Raw genomic sequence first — 18164 nt, forward strand, 5'->3', positions numbered from 1 at the left:
GCCTACTCGACCAGCGTGAGTGCGGCTCGGCCTACTCGACCAGCGTGAGTGCGGCTCGGCCTACTCGGCCAGCGTGAGTGCGGCTCGGCCTACTCGGCCAGCTACTTCAGCTCACTGGAGCTGAGCTCGAGCTGGCGCCGTGCGACGACGAGCAGCTGGATCTGCTGGGTGCCCTCGAAGATGTCGAGGATCTTGGAGTCGCGTGCCCACTTCTCGAGCAGCTCGGTCTCGGCATACCCGCTCGCACCGCACAGCTCCACGCACTGCAGCGCGATGTCGACGCAGGTGCGGCCGGCCTTGGCCTTGGCCATCGACGCCTGCATCGAGTTGGGCTTGCCGTTGTCGGCCATCCACGCGGCGCGGAGCGTGAGCAGGTAGGCCGACTCGTAGTCGGCCTCCATCTGCAGCAGGCGGGCGGCGGCGTGCGACTGGGAGTGCAGCGGCGCTGTCGGGTCGGGCTTCACCCCGGCCTTCCCGAGCAGCTCGGTCGCCAGGTCGAGCGACGCGCGCGCCAGGCCGACGGCCATCGCGGCCACGAGCGGGCGGGTGTTGTCGAAGGTCTGCATCGCGCCGCCGAAGCCGCCCTCGATGCGGATCTCCGGGTCACCGAGCAGGTCCTGTGCGGGCACCCGGCAGTTGTCGAGCGTGAACGCTGCGGTGTCCGACGCGCGGATGCCGAGCTTGTGCTCCAGCCGCACCAGCTTCAGCCCCGGGTTGTCGCGGCTCACCACGAACGACTTGATCGCCTGCTTGCCGAGCGACCGGTCGAGCGTCGCCCACACGACCACGAGCTCGGCGCGCTCGCCGCTGGTGACGAAGATCTTCTCGCCGTTGAGGACGTATTCGTCGCCGTCCTTGGTCGCGGTGGTGCGGATCGCGCCGGAGTCCGAGCCGGTGTCCGGCTCGGTGATCGCCATCGCGGCCCACTTGGTGCCGTAGCGCTCCTTCTGCTCGTCGTTGGCGACCGCCGCGATCGCGGCGTTGCCGAGGCCCTGGCGGGGGATCGACAGGGTCAGCCCGACATCGCCGCGGCAGGTCTCCATGATCGACAGCACCGACGACAGGTTGGAGCCGTTCTTGTTGCCCTTGCCGGACTTGGCCTTGGTGCCCGCGCCGACGCCGGCCGGCTCCTCCTTGGCGCCGCCACCGCTGGTGGTGCGCGCTCCGGCGCCCTGCGATGCGCCGGAGTCGGACAGCCCGTCGATGAGCGCCGACATCAGGTCCAGCTCGCGCGGATACTCGTGCTCGGCCAGGTCGTACTTGCGGCTGATCGGGCGGAACACCTCGTCGGCGAGGCCAGCCGCCTGCTTGACCAGCGGCACGAACTTTTTCGGAACCTCAAGATCGATCATTGCTTCAAATCCTTTGTCACAAAAGAGTTTTCGGGAGGTATGACGGGAGCTGCTCGGACGATGGTCGCCCCGTCATACAAGAAGGACGCCCTCGAGCAGGCCCGCACCGCGCAGGTCGCGATACCAGCGCTCGTTGTCGAACTCCTTCACGAAGCCGTGGCCGCCGAGCAGCTGCACGCCGTCGGAGCCGATCTGGGCGCAGTGCTTGGCGGTGAGCGCCCGGGCGTGCGCGATCTGCTCCGACGCGTCGACGTCGCGGTCGAGACGGGCAGCGGCGCGCCATACGACGAGGCGCAGGCCCTCCAGCTCGATCGCAATGTTGGCAACGGTGAAGGCGACCGCCTGGCGGTAGGCGATCGGCTCGCCGAACGCCTTGCGCTCCTTGGTGTAGGTCTTCAGCTGGTCGAGGATCGCCTGCGAGGTGCCGACCGCGGCGGCGGCCCAGGCGAGCCGGCCGCGGGCGACCGCGTCGGCGTGGTCCGCGGTGGTGCCGAGCAGGTTGGCCTTCGGCACCCGCACGTCCGCCAGGTGCAGCGCGCCGGTGTGCGCGGCGCGGATGCCCATGGCCGGGTCGTCGGTGGTGGTCAGGCCCTCGGTGCCCGGGGGCACGATGACCAGGCGCGGCTCGCCGTCGACCAGGGCCGAGACGATGAAGAGGTCGGCCGAGTCGGCACCGGGCACCAGCGCCTTGTGGCCGTTGAGCACCAGCTGGTCACCCTCGACGGTGCCGGTGGTCTGCGGCTTGGCCGGGTCGAAGAGCGGCTGCGGCTCCATGATGGCGAGGGCGCCGGTGGCCGGCTCCTTCTCGTCGGTGAACGGCGGCAGGTAGGTCGCCTGCTGGTCCGAATCGCCATAGTTGACAAGGGCGTTCGCGACGGCGGCAGATGACATCACCGCGACCGCGAGACCCATGTCGCCACGGGCCAGCTCCTCGACGACGAGCACGCCGGTCACCGCTGATGCCTCCTCGGCAACGCCGCCGAGGTCGGTCGGCACGCCGAGCAGCGTCATGCCCATCTGCGCGGCCTGGTCGCGGACCTTGTCCGGCACCGTGCGGTCGGTGTCGGCCTGTGCGGCGGCCGGGCGCAGCACCTCGTCGGCGAGCTCGCGAGCGGCCTCGCGGATCATGTCCTGGTCGTCGTTGGGGGAGAGGTCGAACTCGATGCGCTGCTTGGCCGGCTTGGACCGGGTCGGCTCACCGGAGCCCGACTTCTTGGCGAAGGCGCGGCCGGCGACCGTCTGGGCCTTGAAGCCCTGCCGGGCGCCGCGGTAGAGCACCTTCTCGATCTTGGCCCGCAGTGCGGGGTTCTTCATGGCCTCCAGGCCGCCGGCCCTGGTGATCAGCCGCATCCCGAAGGACTGGCCGCGATCGGCCAGGGTCGGCTTTCCGTGCAGGTTGCTCATGTCTGCCTTTCGATCGGTTCCGGTGCCCGTGCGTGGCTCTCGCGCGCAGCGCCTGACCCGGATCACTCAGAGTTACGCGTACTTACGGTACCGGAAACAATGAGTATCGGGTACTTTCTCCGGCAGAAATCTTGCTCAGCGGCTCCCGAACGCCGCCCGCACGGCGGTCGCCACGATCTCGAACCGGTCGCGCGGCAGCACCGCGCCCTCGCGCCGGATCGCTTCTTCGGCCAGCCGGATCACCCGGTTGACCCGCACCTCGCTGGCCCGGCGGTGCGGGTCCCAGTCGCCGGTGCCGATGTCGCACCAGAGGCGGCCCGCGCGGCGCTCCTGCTCCTCGTCGCGGTCGTGGTCCTTGCTGGTGAGCATCAGCCCGAGCAGCCACTGCGCATCGCGACCGACGAGCAGCACCGGTCGGTCCTTGCCGCGGGTGAAGTCTTCCTCGTAGGGCACCCAGCCCCAGACGATCTCGCCCGGGTCGGGCCGGCCGTCCGGCTTCGGGGCGTAGTCCAGCGGCGGCACGCCCCGAAAGTCACCGGGGTATGCCGGGTCAGGCGGAGCCATCGAGTGCCTTTCCGAATTCCCTTGCCACGGCCGCGATCTCGGGTCCCGCGCGTTCGGCGGTCGCCCGGTCGAAGCGTTCGGTCGGGCCGGACACCGACAAGGCAGCGTAGGGCCACTGCGGTCCCGGTGCGACGGCGGCGACGCAGCGCACCCCGATCTCCTGCTCCTCCTCGTCGATCGCGTAGCCCTTGGCGCGCACCGCGCTGAGCTCGGCGCTCAGGTCGACGCGGTCGGTGATCGTATGCCGGGTCGCGGCGCGCAGATCGAGCCGGTCGATGAGCGCGGAGGCCTCGTTCGGCCCGAGCGCGGCAAGCGTCGCCTTGCCGACGGCGGTGCTGTGCATCGGCACCATGCGGCCCACCTCGGCGAAGATCCGTAGCGAGTGCGGGGAGGGCGACTGCGCGACATACACCATCGAATTGCCATGCTGCACAGCGACATTCGCCGACTCGCCGAAGATCGCCGTGAGTCGTCGGGCGAAGGGCAATCCGATCGCGGCGACACTCTGGCGGCTGAGGTCGGCCAGGCGCAGCGCCGAGGGCCCGACGACATACTTGCGCTCGTCGTCCTGGACGACGTAGCCGCGCTCGGTGAGGGTGGCGAGGATCCGGTGCACGGTGCCGACCGGCAGCCCCGTCTCCACGGCGAGCTCGCTGACCCCGCGCGGCCGCCCCTGACCGAGCGCCTCGACCAGGTCGAGCGCCCGGTCGATGGCCTGCACGCCGGGCCGGCGTGACTGCGCCTGCTCGGTCATCGTGCACCGAGCAGCGCGTCGACCGGCAGCCCGCGGATCGAGGCATCGAGCACGATCGCGGTGTGCGCCATCGGCACCGGCCTGCCGAGCCGGTCCAGCGCGGTGGCGATCTGCATCAGGCAACCGGGATTGGCGGTGACGATCAGGTCGGCGCCGGTGCTGAGGATGTCGCGGGCCTTCTTCTCGCCGAGCTGCGCCGCCGGCTCCGGGTTGAGGATGTTGTAGATCCCCGCCGAGCCGCAGCAGATGGCCGCGTCGGGGATCTCCACCAGACGCAGCCCGGGGATCTCGCGCAGCAGCTCGCGCGGCTGATCGCGCACGCCCTGGGCGTGACCCAGGTGGCAGGCGTCGTGGTAGGCGACGGTGATCGGCAGCGGATGCCGCTCGGCGACCGTGCCGAGCCGGGTCAGCACCTCGCTCAGGTCCTGCACCCGGGCACCGAACGACTCCGCGGATCGGCTTGCCGCTGCGTCGGATTCGCCCTCGAAGAGGTAGGCGTAGTCCTTCATCGCGCTGCCGCAGCCGGCCGCGTTGGTGACGACCGTCGTCGCCTTCCCAGCCTCGCCAGCGTCCCCGGGCTCCCCGGCGTCGGCGAAGGAGGCCATCGTGGAGCGGGCGAAACGCTGCGCCTCCGGCTCGCGGCCCGAGTGACTCGACAGCGCACCGCAACACCCCTGGTCCTGCGGTATGACGACGCGGCACCCCTCGGCGGCGAGCACGCGGGCGGTCGCCGCGTTCACGTCGGAGAAGAAGACGTCCTGCACGCAGCCCTTCAGCAGGGCGACGACCTCGCGCTCGGGCCCGGCCGCAGGCACCTCCGCCGGGAGCGTCTGCGCGGGTCCGAGGGCTGGGGTGAGGCGTTCCATCGCGGCGAGGCCGGGCAGGAAGCGCTCGAGCAGCCCGGTGGAGCACAGTCGCCGGTCGAGGCCGAGGCGCTGCGTCATACGCAATGGTCCGCGGAGCCTGCGCAGTCGGTCCGGGTAGGGGAAGAGCTTGAAAATCGTTTCGCGCAGCGCCTTTTCGGCTCTGCTGCGTGGATGGTTGCGTTCGACCTGCGCGCGGGTCTGTTCGAGCAGCCGGTCATATTGCACGCCGCTGGGACAGGCGGTGACGCACGCCATGCAGCCCAGGCAGGCGTCGAAGTGACCGGCCATCTCGTCGGTCATCGGGGTGCCCTCGTTGCCCGCCTGCATGAGGTGGATGCGGCCGCGCGGGGAGTCCATCTCCTCGCCCCAGAGCACGTAGGTCGGGCAGGTCGTGAGGCAGAAGCCGCAGTGCACGCAGTCCGAGATCAGCTCGGGTGACGGCGGCTTGTGCGCGTCGAACGCACCGGCCCGCGTGACCTCGGTCATCAGATGCCTCCCACGAATCGGCCGGGCGCGAGCAGCGCGGCGGGGTCGAACTGGTCCTTGAGCCGCCGCATGATCGGCGTCGCCGGCACCGGGCCCCACACGTCGACCGCGTCGCGCACGGCACGGGGCGCGTCGAGCACCACGACCGCGCCACCGTGGTCGGCGGCGAGCGGCCGCAGGGTGTCGAGGGCGGCGGCGACCTCGACCGCATCGGCGCCGGGCGGCAGCGCCGCGTAGAGCACCCCGGTGCCGGCCGAACCGCGCACGTGCAGACCGAGATCGGTCGCGCCGGCGGTGAGGGTGGCCACCCCACCCAGGGTGCAGGTGATCTTCAGTCCGGTGTGGTCGCCGTCGGTGCCGAAGGGGTAAAGCCACGGCCAGTCGAGGTCGTCGACCAGCTCCGCGTCGTCGCCGATCTCGGCGCGGGCGGCTGCGAGCCGCCCCGGCACTCCGGCGGTGGTGCCCTCGACGAGCAGCGCTACGGTGACGGAATCGCCTGGGGGAGCGTCGATCTCGAGTGCGGCAGGGGCGAGCTGGGTGCGGCAGAGCCGCTCGAGGAGCGGCTCCAGGCCGTCGCGGTCGACCCGCACCGTGGCCCAGCCCGAAGCGTCCGGCGCCGGGTGCAACCGGAAGGTCGCCTCGGTCACCACCGCGAGCGTGCCGAACGAGCCGGTCATCAGCTTGCAGAGGTCGTAACCGGCGACGTTCTTGACGACCTTGCCACCGGAGTGCGCGACCGTGCCGTCGGCCAGCACGACGGTCACGCCGATCAGCAGGTCACGCACGGTGCCGGTGTGCAACCGGCGAGGACCGCTGGCATTGCTCGCGATTAGGCCGCCGAGCGTCGTCCCCGCGACCGGTTCGTCGACCCCGAGACGCTGACCACTGGCCCGCAACTGCTCCTGCAGATCGGCCAGCGGCATACCGGCCTCGGCACGCACGATGAGATCACCCGGCTGGTGCTCCAGGAGCGTGCGCATGCCGCGGACGTCCACGAGCAGGTCGGCCTCGGTCGCCGGCGCGCCCCAGCGCAGTTTGCTGCCGTTGCCGCGCACCATCGTGACCGCCCCCACAGCGTGCGCGGCGCGCATCGTCGCCGAGACCTGCTCGGTGGAGCCCGGTCGGGCGACGAGACGCGGGACCCGGCCGTCGACGGCGTCGCCGGGGGTGCCGGCGCGCACGTCGATATCGTGCGACCGCAGGTCGTCCAGCAGCGCCACTCAGAACACCTCGCCCAGGCCGGCCTGCTGCGCCGGGTGTGCGGCCTTGCGCTTGCCGGGCACCTCACCGCAGAGGCGCGGCGTCGGGAAGACCTTGCCGGGGTTGGAGATGCCCTGCGGGTCGAACGCGCAGCGCACCAGCTGCATGGTGTCCAGATCGTCCTCGGTGAACATCTTCGGCATGTGCTTGGCCTTGTCGGAGCCGACGCCGTGCTCGCCGGTGATCGAGCCGCCGTGCGCCAGACACAGGTCGAGGATCGCCCCCGAGGCGTCCTCCGCGGCGTCGCCCTGACCGGGCACCTGCTCGTCGAAGAGCACGAGCGGGTGGAGGTTGCCGTCGCCGGCGTGGAAGACGTTGGCGACCCGCACACCGCGCTCGGCGGCCAGCTCGCCCATCTGCCGGAGCACCTCCGGCAGCGCGGTGCGGGGGATGACGCCGTCCTGCACGATGTAGTCCGGGCTGATCCGCCCAACGGCGGCGAAGGCCGACTTGCGGCCGCGCCAGATTGCTTGCCGCTCAGTGTCATTGGCGGCGACCCGGATCTCGAAGGCCCCGGCCTCCCGGCAGTGGTGCTCGGCCGCGGCGAGCTCGGCCTCCACCTCGTGCTCCGGGCCGTCGAGCTCGACGACCAGCACCCCGCCGGCTCCCGGCGGGTAGTTGCAGGAGACGGCTGCCTCGGCCGCCTCGATCGCGAGCGCGTCCATCATCTCGATCGCGGCCGGCACGATGCCGGCCCCGATGATCGCCGACACCGCGGCTCCGGCCGCGTTGCAGTCGGCGAAGCCGGCGAGGAACGTCTGCACGCTCTGCGGGTTGCGCAGCAACCGCACGGTGACCTCGGTCGCGATGCCGAGCGTGCCCTCGGACCCGACGAACGCGCCGAGCACGTCGTAGCCGGGAGCGTCCGGCGCGGTGGTGCCGAGCATGGTGCGCTCTCCGTCGGGCGTGACGACCTCGGCGGACAGCACGTGGGTCGCGGTGAAGCCATACTTCAGGCAGTGCGCGCCGCCGGAGTTCTCCGCGACGTTGCCGCCGATCGTGCAGATCTGCTGGCTCGACGGGTCGGGCGCGAAGTAGTAGCCGTCCGGCCGGGTGCGCTGCGACACGGCCAGATTGATGACTCCCGGGTCGACGACCGCCCGCTGGTCGCGCGGGGAGACCGCACGGATCTCGCGGAAGCCGCTCATCACGATGAGCACGCCGTCGGCGTGGGGGAGCGCGCCACCGGACAGGCCCGTGCCCGAGCCGCGCGCCACGAACGGCACGTCGTGCTCCACGCACGCGCGGACCGCCAGCTGCACGTCGTCGGCGCTCTTCGCGAGCACGACCAGCGCCGGGCTGACGCGGTAGTGCAGCAGCCCGTCGCAGTCGTAGGTCGCCAGTTGCGTCGGGTCGTCGATGACCGCGCCGGTGGGCAGCGCCGATCGCAGCCGTGCTGCGACGGCCGCGATCGGCGCTGCCTGCGGCATACGCTCAGGCCATCCGCTCGTAGGCCGGCAGGGTGAGGAAGGCGGCGTAGTCGTCGGCCACCGCGACCTCCAGGAAGGTCGCCTTCGCGTCGTCGTAATCGCTTGCCTCGCCTGGCAGTTCGGCGATCACCTCGTCGACGAGCTTCAGCACCATGTCCTTGGTCACCGTCTCGCCGGTGTCGGCCAGCTTCACCTCGTTCTTGATCTGCTGCCAGATCTGCGAGCGGCTGATCTCGGCGGTCGCGGCGTCCTCCATCAGGTTGTGGATGCCGACCGCGCCCCGGCCGGTGAGCCAGGTGCGCAGGTATTGCAGGGCCACGTCGATGTTGCTGCGCAGTCCGGCAGAGGTGACCTCGCCCGGCGTCGACTTCACGTCGAGCAGCTGGGCCGCCTCGACCGACACGTCCTCGCGCTGCTTGTCCTCGATCTGGTTGGGCTTGCCGCCGAGGATGTCGTCGAAGACGGTGAAGCAGGTCTCGACCATCGCCGGGTGCGCCACCCACGAGCCGTCGAAGCCGTCGGTCGCCTCACGGGTCTTGTCGTCGGTGACCTTCTCGTAGGCCGCGGTGTTGACTGCCTCGTCCTTGCTCGGGATGAACGCCGCCATGCCGCCGATCGCGGACGCGCCGCGCTTGTGGCAGGTGCGCACCAGCAGCTCGGTGTAGGCGCGCATGAACGGCACGGTCATCGTCACGGTGTTGCGGTCGGGCACGATGTAGTCCGCGCCGCGGGTTCGGTAGGTCTTGATCACCGAGAAGAGGTAGTCCCAGCGGCCGGCGTTGAGGCCGGAGGAGTGGTCGCGCAGCTCGTAGAGGATCTCCTCCATCTCGAACGCGGCCGGCAGCGTCTCGATCAGGCAGGTCGCCCGGATCGTGCCCTGCGGGATGCCGAGCGCGTCCTGCGCAATGACGAACGCGTCGTTCCAGAGCCGGGCCTCCTTGTGGCTCTCCATCTTCGGCAGGTAGAAGTAGGGGCCCTTGCCGCGGTCGATCTGCTTCTGGGCATTGGCCACGAAGTAGAGCGCGAAGTCGACCAGCGACCCGGACGTCTCCTCGCCGTCGACCAGGATGTGCTTCTCCGGCAGGTGCCAGCCGCGCGGCCGGACGATGATCGTGGGCTGCTTGTCCGCCTCGACGAGCTTGTACTCCTTGCCCTCCGGGCTGGTGAAGTCGATCGTGCCGTCGAGCGCGTCCTTGAGGTTGAGCGGGCCCTCGACGACGTTCTCCCACATCGGGGTGTTGGCGTCCTCCTGGTCGGCCAGCCACGCCTTCGCGCCGGAGTTGAGCGCGTTGATCGTCATCTTGCGGTCGGTGGGACCGGTCATCTCGACGCGGCGGTCCTCCAGGCCCGGTGCGAGCGGCGCGACCTTCCAGCTCGGGTCCTCCCGCACCGACCGGGTCTCCTCGAGGAAGCCCAGGTCCTCGCCCGCGGCGACCTTGGCGACGCGCTCCTCGCGCGCCGTGAGCGCCTCCAGCCGCCGGCCGTTCAGCTCGCGGTGCAGCGTGGCGATCAGCTCCAGCGCCTGCGGGCTGAGGATCTCGGCGTAGCGCTCCTTCACCGGGCCGGTGACCTCCACGCCCTCGGGCAATTCCAAACCGGTCGTGTCTGACATGCGCACCTCCGTGCTCGTAGGCATCTTTTCATGATGCGGAAAGACTGGCTCGCTCCGTGGAAAATACTACCCACAGCCGGGCGCCCTCACTCACGGTGGGGGTCGCGTGGAGACCACGCCTGTATGGCGTGAATCCGCTCACGTCCGGCCCTTCTGACTCGCCAGTAACCGGCCCGCGCCGGAACACTGGATCGGTGACCGAACAAACCGCCCTGCACGACATCTGCGACGACGAACTGGCAGACCGTGCGCCGCGCGCTCCCCGCAGCACGCACCTCGGACTGGCGCTCTTCGCGCTGGCACTGGGCGGATTTGCAATCGGTACAACCGAATTCGTCACCATGGGACTGCTTCCGCAGATCGCGGACGGGGTGGGCATCAGCATTCCCACCGCCGGTCACGTCGTCTCGGCATACGCCCTGGGGGTGGTGGTCGGTGCTCCCACCATCGCCACGCTCGCGGCGAGAGCGCCGCGCAAACAGGTGCTGGTCTGGCTGATGGTCGCCTTCGCGGCCGGCAACATCGGGTCCGCGCTCGCGCCCAACTACGTCACGCTGATGATCGCCCGGTTCGTGAGTGGGCTGCCGCACGGCGCGTTCTTCGGGATCGGCTCGGTCGTGGCCGCGTCCCTGGTCAGCCGCGAACGCCGCACCTGGGCGGTGTCGATGATGATCGCCGGCCTGACCGTCGCCAACATCGTCGGCGTGCCGCTCGCCACCGTGCTCGGCCAGCACCTCGGCTGGGAGTGGCCCTACGCGTTCGTCGGGCTGCTCGCGCTGGTCACGATCGGGGCGGTGTGGCTGTGGGTGCCGCGCCAGCCGGCCGACGTCGCCGCCTCGCCGCGGGGCGAGTTGCGGGCGCTCAAGGGACCGCAGGTGTGGCTCACCCTCGGCATCGGCACCGTCGGCTTCGGCGGCATGTTCGCCACCTTCTCCTACATCACCCCGACGATGACCGAACTCGCCGGCTTCGGCGACCGCGCGGTGCCGATCCTGCTGGTCGTCTACGGCGTCGGTATGACGGTGGGCGCGGTCCTCGCCGGACGCGTCGCAGCGCTCGGCATGATGCGCGGCATGTTCGGCTCGCTGATCGCGATCGCGGTCCTGCTCGCGCTGTTCGGGCCGATGGCCCACCAGAAGCCGACCGCGGTGCTCGGAGTGTTCCTGCTCGGCCTGCTGCCGTCCCTGCTGGTGCCGATGCTGCAGACGCGGCTGATGGACGTCGCGCACGAGGGTCAGTCGCTGGCCGCCGCGCTCAATCACTCGACGCTCAACATCGCCAACGCGCTCGGCGCCTGGCTCGGCAGCCTCGTGCTGTCGCACGGCCTCGGCTACGAGTGGCCGAGCCGGCTCGGTGCGTTCCTCGCGCTCGGCGGCGTCGGGATCACCGTCGTGTCGGCGCTGTTGGCCCGGCGTACCGCCGCGTCCGCGGCCTGACCCGCCGCGCACCGATTCGGGGCGATGGCGCGCGTCGTGGGAGACTGGAGAGTCACCACGCAAGCCCGGCACACCCCGAGGTAGTCACTTGTCACCCATGGCCCGCAACGCGCTGCAACCTGCCGCGACGCCGCCGGACCTGATCCGCAACTTCTGCATCATCGCCCACATCGACCACGGCAAGTCCACCCTGGCCGACCGCATGCTGCAGATCACCGGTGTGGTCGAGGAGCGGGCGATGCGCGCGCAATACCTCGACCGCATGGACATCGAGCGGGAGCGCGGCATCACGATCAAGAGCCAGGCGGTGCGGATGCCGTGGGAGCTCGAGGACAAGACCTACTGCCTCAACATGATCGACACCCCCGGGCACGTCGACTTCACCTACGAGGTGTCGCGCTCGCTGGCGGCGTGCGAGGGCGCGGTGCTGCTGGTCGACGCCGCGCAGGGCATCGAGGCGCAGACGCTCGCCAACCTCTACCTGGCGATGGAGAACGACCTCACGATCATCCCGGTGCTCAACAAGATCGACCTGCCGGCCGCGCAGCCGGAGCGGTATGCCGAGGAGCTCGCCGGCCTGATCGGCTGCGACCCGGGCGACGTGCTCAAGGTCTCGGGTAAGACCGGCGCCGGCGTCGAGGAACTGCTCGACGAGATCGTGCGACAGTTCCCGCCGCCCGTCGGCAACGCCGACGCCCCCGCGCGGGCGATGATCTTCGACTCCGTCTACGACACCTATCGCGGCGTGGTCACCTACGTGCGGGTCGTGGACGGTGAGCTCAAGCCGCGCGAGCGCATCGAGATGATGTCGACCCGGGCGACCCACGAACTCCTCGAAATCGGGGTGATCTCACCGGAGCCGGTGCCTGCGAAGGGTCTCGGGGTCGGCGAGGTCGGCTACCTGATCACCGGGGTGAAGGACGTCCGTCAGTCGCGGGTCGGTGACACCGTGACCTCCGCTCGCGACGGCGCGACCGAGGCCCTCGGCGGTTACCAGGACCCGAAGCCGATGGTCTTCTCCGGGCTCTACCCGATCGACGGCTCCGACTACCCGATCCTGCGTGACGCGCTGGACAAGCTGAAGCTCAACGATGCCGCGCTGGTCTACGAGCCCGAGACCTCCGCGGCGCTCGGCTTCGGCTTCCGGGTCGGCTTCCTCGGCATGCTGCACCTGGAGATCGTCCGGGAGCGGCTGGAGCGGGAGTTCGATCTCGACCTGATCTCCACGCTGCCGAGCGTGGTCTACGACGTGACCCTCGACGATGACCGCACGGTCACCGTGACCAACCCGAGTGAGTTCCCCGAGGGCAAGATCGCCTCGATCACCGAACCCGTAGTGCGCGCAACGATTTTGGCGCCCAGCGAGTTCATCGGCTCGATCATGGAGCTGTGCCAGTCGCGGCGCGGCAACCTGCTCGGCATGGACTACCTCTCGCCCGAGCGGGTCGAGATGCGCTACACCCTGCCGCTCGCCGAGATCGTCTTCGACTTCTTCGACGCGCTGAAGTCCAAGACCCGCGGATATGCCTCTCTCGACTACGAACCCGACGGTGAGCAGACCGCCGACCTGGTCAAGGTCGACGTGCTCCTGCAGGGCGACAAGGTCGACGCGTTCTCCACGATCGTGCACCGGGACAAGGCCTACGCCTACGGCGTGATGATGGCCGGCAAGCTCAAGGACCTCATCCCGCGGCAGCAGTTCGAGGTGCCGATCCAGGCGGCCATCGGCTCGCGGGTGATCGCCCGCGAGACCATCCGCGCCATCCGCAAGGACGTGCTCGCCAAGTGCTACGGCGGCGACATCAGCCGCAAGCGCAAGCTGCTCGAGAAGCAGAAGGAGGGCAAGAAGCGGATGAAGATGGTCGGGTCGGTCGAGGTGCCGCAGGAGGCCTTCATCGCCGCGCTGTCCCAGGACGGCAGCGCCGTCGAGAAGGCGAAGAAGTAGGTGTCCGAGGCGTTTTCGGGTCCGGCGGCGCGCACGCGGTCGTTCACCCGCCGTGGTGGGCGCATGCCTCCCCGGCATCATCGCGCGCTCGCCGAGCACGGCTCGTCATACCTGATCGATGTGCCGATGCTGGGGGAGGGCACGCTGGTCGACCCGGCCTACCGGCTCGACGTGGCGGAGGCGTTCGGCAGGTCGGCGCCGCTGGTCGTCGAGATCGGCTCGGGCGGGGGTGACTGCGTCGTACACGCGGCGCAGGAGCATCCGGAGCTCGACTTCCTCGCCGTCGAGGTATGGCGCCCGGGCGTCGCGCAGACGATCGCCAAGGCGGTGCACGAGGACGTGCGCAACGTCCGGCTGATCTGTGCGGACGCGGCGCAGGCCCTGCCGGCGATGCTCGGCGACGGCAGCGTGCGTGAGTTGTGGACGTTCTTCCCCGACCCGTGGCCCAAGACCAAGCATCACAAGCGCCGGCTGGTGCAGCCCGAGTTTGCTGACAGGGTCGCCGCACTCCTTGAGCCGCAAGGTGTTTGGCGGCTTGCGACCGACTGGTCCGATTACGCCTGGCAGATCCGCGACGTCGTCGAGGGCTGCCCTGCACTGCGCAATCCGCATGCCGGCCGGCTGGCCGACCCCGGCGACCCGGAGGTCGACCCGCGCGGTGACCACGGCGGCTTCGCACCTCGCTTCGACGGCCGGGTGCTCACGCGCTTCGAGCGCAAGGGTTTGCGGGTGGGGCGCGTGGTGCGCGACGTCGAGGCAATTCGCGACTGAGGGTCGCGGCCGGCGGTTACTCATGAGTAACATGCCGGCATGACCTCGACCTACCAGCTCTACCGGCGACTGTCGGCCCGCCCGCTCGGCAAGCAGGTGTTCGGCATCGGCTTCATGCTGCGCGCGCCCTACTTCTCCACCGTGCAGCCGCAGGTGCTCGAGATGGCACCGAACCGCGCGGTCGTGCGGATCCGCAAATGGTGGGGCGTGCACAACCACATCGGCACGATCCACGCGATCGCGGTCGCCAACGGCATGGAGGCGGCGATGGGTCTGCTGGCCGAGGCGACGGTCAAGCCCGGAACTCGCTGGATTCCCAAGGGAATCGAGCTGCACTACCTCGCCAAGGTGACCAGTGCCGTCGAGTGCATCGCCGAGACCGACCCGGTCGACTGGGACAAGCCGCGTCCGCACGAGGTCACGGTGCGCCTCACCGGTCGTCTCGGGGACGGGACCGAGGTGGTCACCGGCCACATCCCGATCTGGGTCACCGACAACCCGCGCGGCTGAGCCGGTATGGCGGGCGCCCGGCTTCCGGTCGGGCTCGTTGTCGGGCGGTCGGGTCAGGGACGGTCGGCTCGGTCGGGTCTGGAGCGGTCGGCTCGGTCGGGTCTGGGGCGGTCTGGCCGGGACGGCTCTGGTCAGGGAGGCTTTGGTCAGGGCGGCTCGGGTCAGGGCGGCTCGGGTCAGCGGCGGGCTCTGGTCAGGGGCGGCTCGCGACGGCGAGCAGGTCGGCTGCGGCCCCACCGAGCCGCCGGGGCCCGGTCCAGACCGCGCGCAGCGGGCGCCGCAGGTCGAGCCCGGCGACCGGCACCTCGCACAGTGATCCGGCGGCCAGCGCGTCGTCCACCGCCAGCCGGCTGAGCACGGCGGGCGCACCACCGGAGGCGACACTGACCCGCACGGCGGCATTGCTGGGCAGCTCCATCGCCGGTTGCACCGGCCGGCCGAGGGCCTGGTCGAGCGCGACGCGGGTGCCCGACCCGGATTCCCTTGTCACCAAAGGGGTTTCGCTCAGCTCGTCGGCCGTCACCGGTCGCGAGCGCGTGCTCCACGGGTGGTCGGGTGAACAGACCAGCACGAGCTCGTCCTCGGCCACCACCAGATGGTGCACACCGCCCGGCGGGCGCGGGCCCTCCACGAAGCCGACGTCGCACCGGCCGGCGAGGAGGGTGTCGACGACTTCCTGGCTGTTGTGCACCTGCACCATCACCCGCACCTCCGGGCGGCGGGCGCGGAAGAGCGCGAGCCACGCGGGCAGCAGGTGCTCGGCCACCGTCTGACTCGCCGCGACCACGATCGTCTCGGTGCCGTCGGCGGCCAATGACCGTGCTCCGTCGACCACCTCGCGGGCCGCGTCCATCACCGTGCGCGACCAGTCGACCACGAGCAGTCCTGCCGGGGTGAGGCTCGAGCCGTGCGTCGAGCGATGCAGCAGGGACACCCCGAGGTGGCGCTCGAGCCGGGCGATCGAGCGACTGGCGTTGGGCTGCGCCATACCGGTTGCGCGGGCGCCGGCCGACAGGCTGCCGTGGTCGGCGACGGCCACGAGCAGTTCGAGTGCGCTGAGGTCCGGCCACGTGCTCATATGCACAGGATATATCGGTATGGGAAAGCAATGTCTACCGGTCGGCGGCGCCACGGATCGATGCTGTTCGGTATGACGAGTGCAGAGGGGCATGCGGCGGGTCATGCGGGGCGGGGCGGCGCCGCGGAGTTCGACGGCGCGCGGGTGCTGCGGGCGCTCGGACCGCTGCTGCCCGGCCTGCCGATCACGGTCGTGATCGCTTGTGGCGCAACGCTGCTCGGGCATTTCTTCCCGGTCGTCGGTGGCCCGGTGTTCGGGATCCTGCTGGGGCTGCTGGCGGGCACGGCCGTGTCGTGGCTGCGTGACGGCCAGGTCGCCGTCGGCGCCAGGTTCGCCGGGCGAGCGGTGCTGCAGGCGTCGGTCGTCGTGCTCGGCACCGGGCTGTCGCTCACGCAGGTGCTGGACGTCGGCGGCGGGTCGCTGCCGGTGATGTTCGGGACGCTGGCCGTCGCACTCGGGGGTGCCTACCTGCTCGGGAGGGTGTTGCGCATCAACACCGAACTCGCGACGTTGATCGGGGTCGGGACCGGCATCTGCGGTGCGTCGGCGATCGCGGCCGCTTCGGCCGTCATGCGGCCGAAGCAGAGCAACGTCGCCTACGCGATCGGCACGATCTTCACCTTCAACATCGCCGCGGTGCTGCTCTTCCCGCCGCTTGGGCACCTGCTCGGGCTGAGTGGTCATGCGTTCGGGTTGTGGAGCGGCACCGCGGTCAACGACACCTCGTCGGTGGTCGCCGCCGCCTACAGCTTCGGTGACGGTGCCGGTCCCTACGCGATCGTGGTGAAGCTGACCCGGTCGCTGATGATCATCCCGATCGTGATGGTGCTCGCGGTGCTCACGGCCAAGCGGGAGGCCGCGGCGCAAGGGGAGCAGGTGCGCATCCCCGTGCGCAAGATCGTGCCCGGCTTCCTGCTCGGCTTCCTTGCCGCCGCTGCGCTCAACTCGGCCGGCGCGATCCCGGCGGGCTGGCACGACGGGCTGACCCTCCTCGGGACCTTCCTGATCACCGTGGCGCTGACCGGCATCGGCCTCGGCCTGCGGCCCACCCAGTTGCGGAACGCGGGGCACCGGCCGTTGCTGCTCGGTGCGCTGTTGTGGGTGTGCGTCGCGGTCACCAGCCTGGGCTTGCAGGCGGTGACCGGGACGATCTGACCGGAGTGGGTGGCAGGGAGTGGGCGGTAGGCGCGGGTTGTGGTCGGGGGCGGCAGAGCGCGGGTTGTGGTCGGAGGGTGACAGGGCACGGGTGGTGCGAGGCGGGTAGTAGTCGCGGCTGGCCCTGGCGCCGGCTGGTCAGGTGGAGGTGCGGCCGGCCGGGGTTGGGCGAGAGTGTGCGCGAATTGCGGCCAGGGAGGCCGTGATTCGCCTATGCGAGGCCGCGCTGACGTCGTATCCGGCGGCGCGCAGACTCATGACGACGGCTCCCGTCATACCGTCGGCGACCGGGGTGAGTCCGGTCCAGCCGTGTTCGGTGAGCAGTGCCGAAAGTCGGTCCCGCAGTGCTTGCTGGTGGAAGAGCACGCTGCCGCCGACGACGAGTGCGGCCGGGTCCGGCGGTGCTCCGAGCGCGATCACCGTGCGCGCAAGTCCGGTGGCCGCCTCGTCGACGATGCGACGGGCGGTGTCGTCAGTTTCGCTGTGGGCGAAGGCAATCGGCGCGAACGTGGCGATGCCCGGCGCGCCGATTCGGTAGGTCGCGGTGACGAGCGCCTGCGCCGTCGCCTCGCGATCGGTGAGGTCGGTCGGCTGCCCGATGCCGGCCAGGACGGCGGTGGTCATGGACGTCGGCGCGCCGAAGCCGTCGATGTGGGCGGTGACTGCCCGCAGCACCCGGCGGGCGATCCAGAAGCCCGAGCCGACGTCACCGAGCAGCCAGCCGCGGCCGTCGACGGTGCGGGCCACCGCGCCGTCACGGACCGCTACGGCCGCCGCGCCGGTGCCGGACACCAGCGCGGCACCGTCCAGCTGATGGGTGCCGCTGGCGAAGATCGCCTCCAGGTCGCCGGCGATGGTGAGCTCGGCGGTCACGCCGAGGCGGGCGAGACCGCCCTCGACGCCGGGTGCCGCGGTGCGCGAGCCGGCCATCGCGGCGAGTGCGAAACCGACCTGCACCGGCTCCGCGCCGGCCTGCGACAGCGCCTCATCCGCAGCCGAATACATAGCATCGGCAACGGCATTCGCGCCGACCGCCGTCGGGTTGCCGGAGCCGGCGACGCCATAGCCGAAGCTTCGGCCGTCGCTGTCGTGCACGACCGCCCGGGTCGAGGTGCCGCCGGCGTCGATGGTGAGGAAGAGCGTGGTGTCCGGTCGGGCGTCCTCGGGCGCGTGGTCGCCGGGCGATGCCGTGCGGGTGGGGGACGGCGTGCGGGCAGGTGACGGCTGGCCGGCCTGCGCTGTCTGGCGGTCGGCCATGGTGCTCCTTCGGCGGTTGGTCGGTGGCGGCTCCGATGTTTGCACACGTCCCGCTGCGCGGGGTGGTGGACGTGCGGGTTGCGGGTGCACCGTGGCGCGGGGCGAGGGACCGCCTTCGCGGCCTCACTCCGCTTCGCTCCGCTAGCGCTCCGCTTCGCTTCATAGGGCCGCTCACGCGGCCCCTCGCCCCGCTCGGTGATCTCGCTGCTCACCTGATCGTGCTCCGTCCGCAACCTGGCGGCTGGGGTTCCGTTGGCGCTGGTGGAGTAGGACACGAGCAGCCC

The 18164-nt window shown here is 70.7% G+C and carries 15 protein-coding genes; 5 read left to right on the forward strand and 10 right to left on the reverse strand.

Translation table 11 applies throughout. The annotated features are described in order from the left end of the window. Positions 1-101: 101 nt before the first annotated feature. From HJ588_RS14420 to aceB, 8 genes are all read right to left on the reverse strand, one after another. The gene (locus HJ588_RS14420; protein ID WP_171156755.1) at positions 102-1352 is read right to left on the reverse strand and encodes an acyl-CoA dehydrogenase family protein; all 1251 of its coding nucleotides are present in this window, start codon (positions 1350-1352) and stop codon (positions 102-104) included. 72 nt (positions 1353-1424) lie between these two features. After that, positions 1425-2756: an acyl-CoA dehydrogenase family protein gene (locus tag HJ588_RS14425; RefSeq protein ID WP_171156757.1), complete on the reverse strand. Its 1332-nt coding sequence runs from the start codon at positions 2754-2756 to the stop codon at positions 1425-1427. Between the two features lie 135 nt (positions 2757-2891). After that, entirely contained in the window at positions 2892-3320 is a 429-nt protein-coding gene (locus tag HJ588_RS14430) for a type II toxin-antitoxin system PemK/MazF family toxin (protein WP_171156759.1), read from the reverse strand. Beyond that, complete coding sequence (locus HJ588_RS14435) at positions 3307-4074, reverse strand: IclR family transcriptional regulator (RefSeq protein ID WP_171156762.1); 768 nt, start codon at positions 4072-4074, stop codon at positions 3307-3309. Before HJ588_RS14435 ends, HJ588_RS14430 begins: the two co-directional genes overlap by 14 nt. Then, on the reverse strand, positions 4071-5426 hold the full coding sequence (locus HJ588_RS14440) for a (Fe-S)-binding protein (RefSeq protein WP_171156765.1): 1356 nt from the start codon (positions 5424-5426) through the stop codon (positions 4071-4073). The genes HJ588_RS14435 and HJ588_RS14440 overlap by 4 nt, the downstream gene beginning before the upstream one ends. Next, a complete protein-coding gene (locus HJ588_RS14445; protein WP_212755955.1) occupies positions 5426-6646 on the reverse strand; it encodes an FAD-binding oxidoreductase in 1221 nt (406 codons plus the stop codon). Before HJ588_RS14445 ends, HJ588_RS14440 begins: the two co-directional genes overlap by 1 nt. Continuing rightward, positions 6647-8116 (reverse strand): FAD-linked oxidase C-terminal domain-containing protein, encoded by a 1470-nt coding sequence (locus HJ588_RS14450; protein ID WP_171156767.1) that lies wholly within the window; start codon positions 8114-8116, stop codon positions 6647-6649. It abuts the gene before it with no gap. A gap of 4 nt (positions 8117-8120) precedes the next feature. After that, on the reverse strand, positions 8121-9728 hold the full coding sequence (aceB, locus tag HJ588_RS14455) for a malate synthase A (RefSeq protein WP_171156769.1): 1608 nt from the start codon (positions 9726-9728) through the stop codon (positions 8121-8123). Between the two features lie 194 nt (positions 9729-9922). Between aceB and HJ588_RS14460 the strand changes: the two genes are divergently transcribed. The 4 genes from HJ588_RS14460 (at position 9923) to HJ588_RS14475 (ending at position 14390) form a co-directional block, all read left to right on the forward strand. Continuing rightward, on the forward strand, positions 9923-11164 hold the full coding sequence (locus HJ588_RS14460; protein ID WP_171156771.1) for an MFS transporter: 1242 nt from the start codon (positions 9923-9925) through the stop codon (positions 11162-11164). Positions 11165-11261: 97 nt separating this feature from the next. Next, positions 11262-13109, forward strand: a complete 1848-nt coding sequence (gene lepA, locus HJ588_RS14465; protein ID WP_171156774.1) for a translation elongation factor 4 — start codon at positions 11262-11264, stop codon at positions 13107-13109. Positions 13110-13172: 63 nt separating this feature from the next. After that, positions 13173-13880, forward strand: a complete 708-nt coding sequence (gene trmB, locus HJ588_RS14470) for a tRNA (guanosine(46)-N7)-methyltransferase TrmB (RefSeq protein ID WP_171156776.1) — start codon at positions 13173-13175, stop codon at positions 13878-13880. A 39-nt stretch (positions 13881-13919) separates the two neighbouring features. Then, positions 13920-14390 carry a hotdog fold domain-containing protein gene (locus HJ588_RS14475; protein ID WP_171156778.1) on the forward strand — a complete coding sequence of 157 codons (471 nt, stop codon included), beginning with the start codon at positions 13920-13922 and terminating at the stop codon, positions 14388-14390. A gap of 193 nt (positions 14391-14583) precedes the next feature. Here HJ588_RS14475 and HJ588_RS14480 read toward each other — a convergent pair whose 3' ends face one another. Then, on the reverse strand, positions 14584-15468 hold the full coding sequence (locus HJ588_RS14480; RefSeq protein ID WP_171156780.1) for a LysR family transcriptional regulator: 885 nt from the start codon (positions 15466-15468) through the stop codon (positions 14584-14586). A 72-nt stretch (positions 15469-15540) separates the two neighbouring features. Here HJ588_RS14480 and HJ588_RS14485 point away from each other — a divergent pair, with 72 nt between their 5' ends. Then, positions 15541-16623, forward strand: a complete 1083-nt coding sequence (locus HJ588_RS14485) for a YeiH family protein (protein ID WP_171156782.1) — start codon at positions 15541-15543, stop codon at positions 16621-16623. A gap of 138 nt (positions 16624-16761) precedes the next feature. Here the strand turns inward: HJ588_RS14485 and HJ588_RS14490 are convergent, their stop codons facing one another. Continuing rightward, positions 16762-17880 carry an N-acetylglucosamine kinase gene (locus HJ588_RS14490; protein ID WP_171156784.1) on the reverse strand — a complete coding sequence of 373 codons (1119 nt, stop codon included), beginning with the start codon at positions 17878-17880 and terminating at the stop codon, positions 16762-16764. Between the last annotated feature and the right edge of the window lie 284 nt (positions 17881-18164).

This window comes from Flexivirga aerilata, assembly GCF_013002715.1.
GTDB classification, from domain to species: domain Bacteria; phylum Actinomycetota; class Actinomycetes; order Actinomycetales; family Dermatophilaceae; genus Flexivirga; species Flexivirga aerilata.

Bases quoted from the DNA above. Each gene is read 5' to 3' on its own strand.
- HJ588_RS14420 (WP_171156755.1), bottom strand. From the start codon at position 1,352: ATGATCGATCTTGAGGTTCCGAAAAAGTTCGTGCCGCTGGTCAAGCAG.
- HJ588_RS14425 (WP_171156757.1), bottom strand. From the start codon at position 2,756: ATGAGCAACCTGCACGGAAAGCCGACCCTGGCCGATCGCGGCCAGTCC.
- HJ588_RS14430 (WP_171156759.1), bottom strand. From the start codon at position 3,320: ATGGCTCCGCCTGACCCGGCATACCCCGGTGACTTTCGGGGCGTGCCG.
- HJ588_RS14435 (WP_171156762.1), bottom strand. From the start codon at position 4,074: ATGACCGAGCAGGCGCAGTCACGCCGGCCCGGCGTGCAGGCCATCGAC.
- HJ588_RS14440 (WP_171156765.1), bottom strand. From the start codon at position 5,426: ATGACCGAGGTCACGCGGGCCGGTGCGTTCGACGCGCACAAGCCGCCG.
- HJ588_RS14450 (WP_171156767.1), bottom strand. From the start codon at position 8,116: ATGCCGCAGGCAGCGCCGATCGCGGCCGTCGCAGCACGGCTGCGATCG.
- aceB (WP_171156769.1), bottom strand. From the start codon at position 9,728: ATGTCAGACACGACCGGTTTGGAATTGCCCGAGGGCGTGGAGGTCACC.
- lepA (WP_171156774.1), top strand. From the start codon at position 11,262: ATGGCCCGCAACGCGCTGCAACCTGCCGCGACGCCGCCGGACCTGATC.
- trmB (WP_171156776.1), top strand. From the start codon at position 13,173: ATGCCTCCCCGGCATCATCGCGCGCTCGCCGAGCACGGCTCGTCATAC.
- HJ588_RS14475 (WP_171156778.1), top strand. From the start codon at position 13,920: ATGACCTCGACCTACCAGCTCTACCGGCGACTGTCGGCCCGCCCGCTC.
- HJ588_RS14480 (WP_171156780.1), bottom strand. From the start codon at position 15,468: ATGAGCACGTGGCCGGACCTCAGCGCACTCGAACTGCTCGTGGCCGTC.
- HJ588_RS14485 (WP_171156782.1), top strand. From the start codon at position 15,541: ATGACGAGTGCAGAGGGGCATGCGGCGGGTCATGCGGGGCGGGGCGGC.
- HJ588_RS14490 (WP_171156784.1), bottom strand. From the start codon at position 17,880: ATGGCCGACCGCCAGACAGCGCAGGCCGGCCAGCCGTCACCTGCCCGC.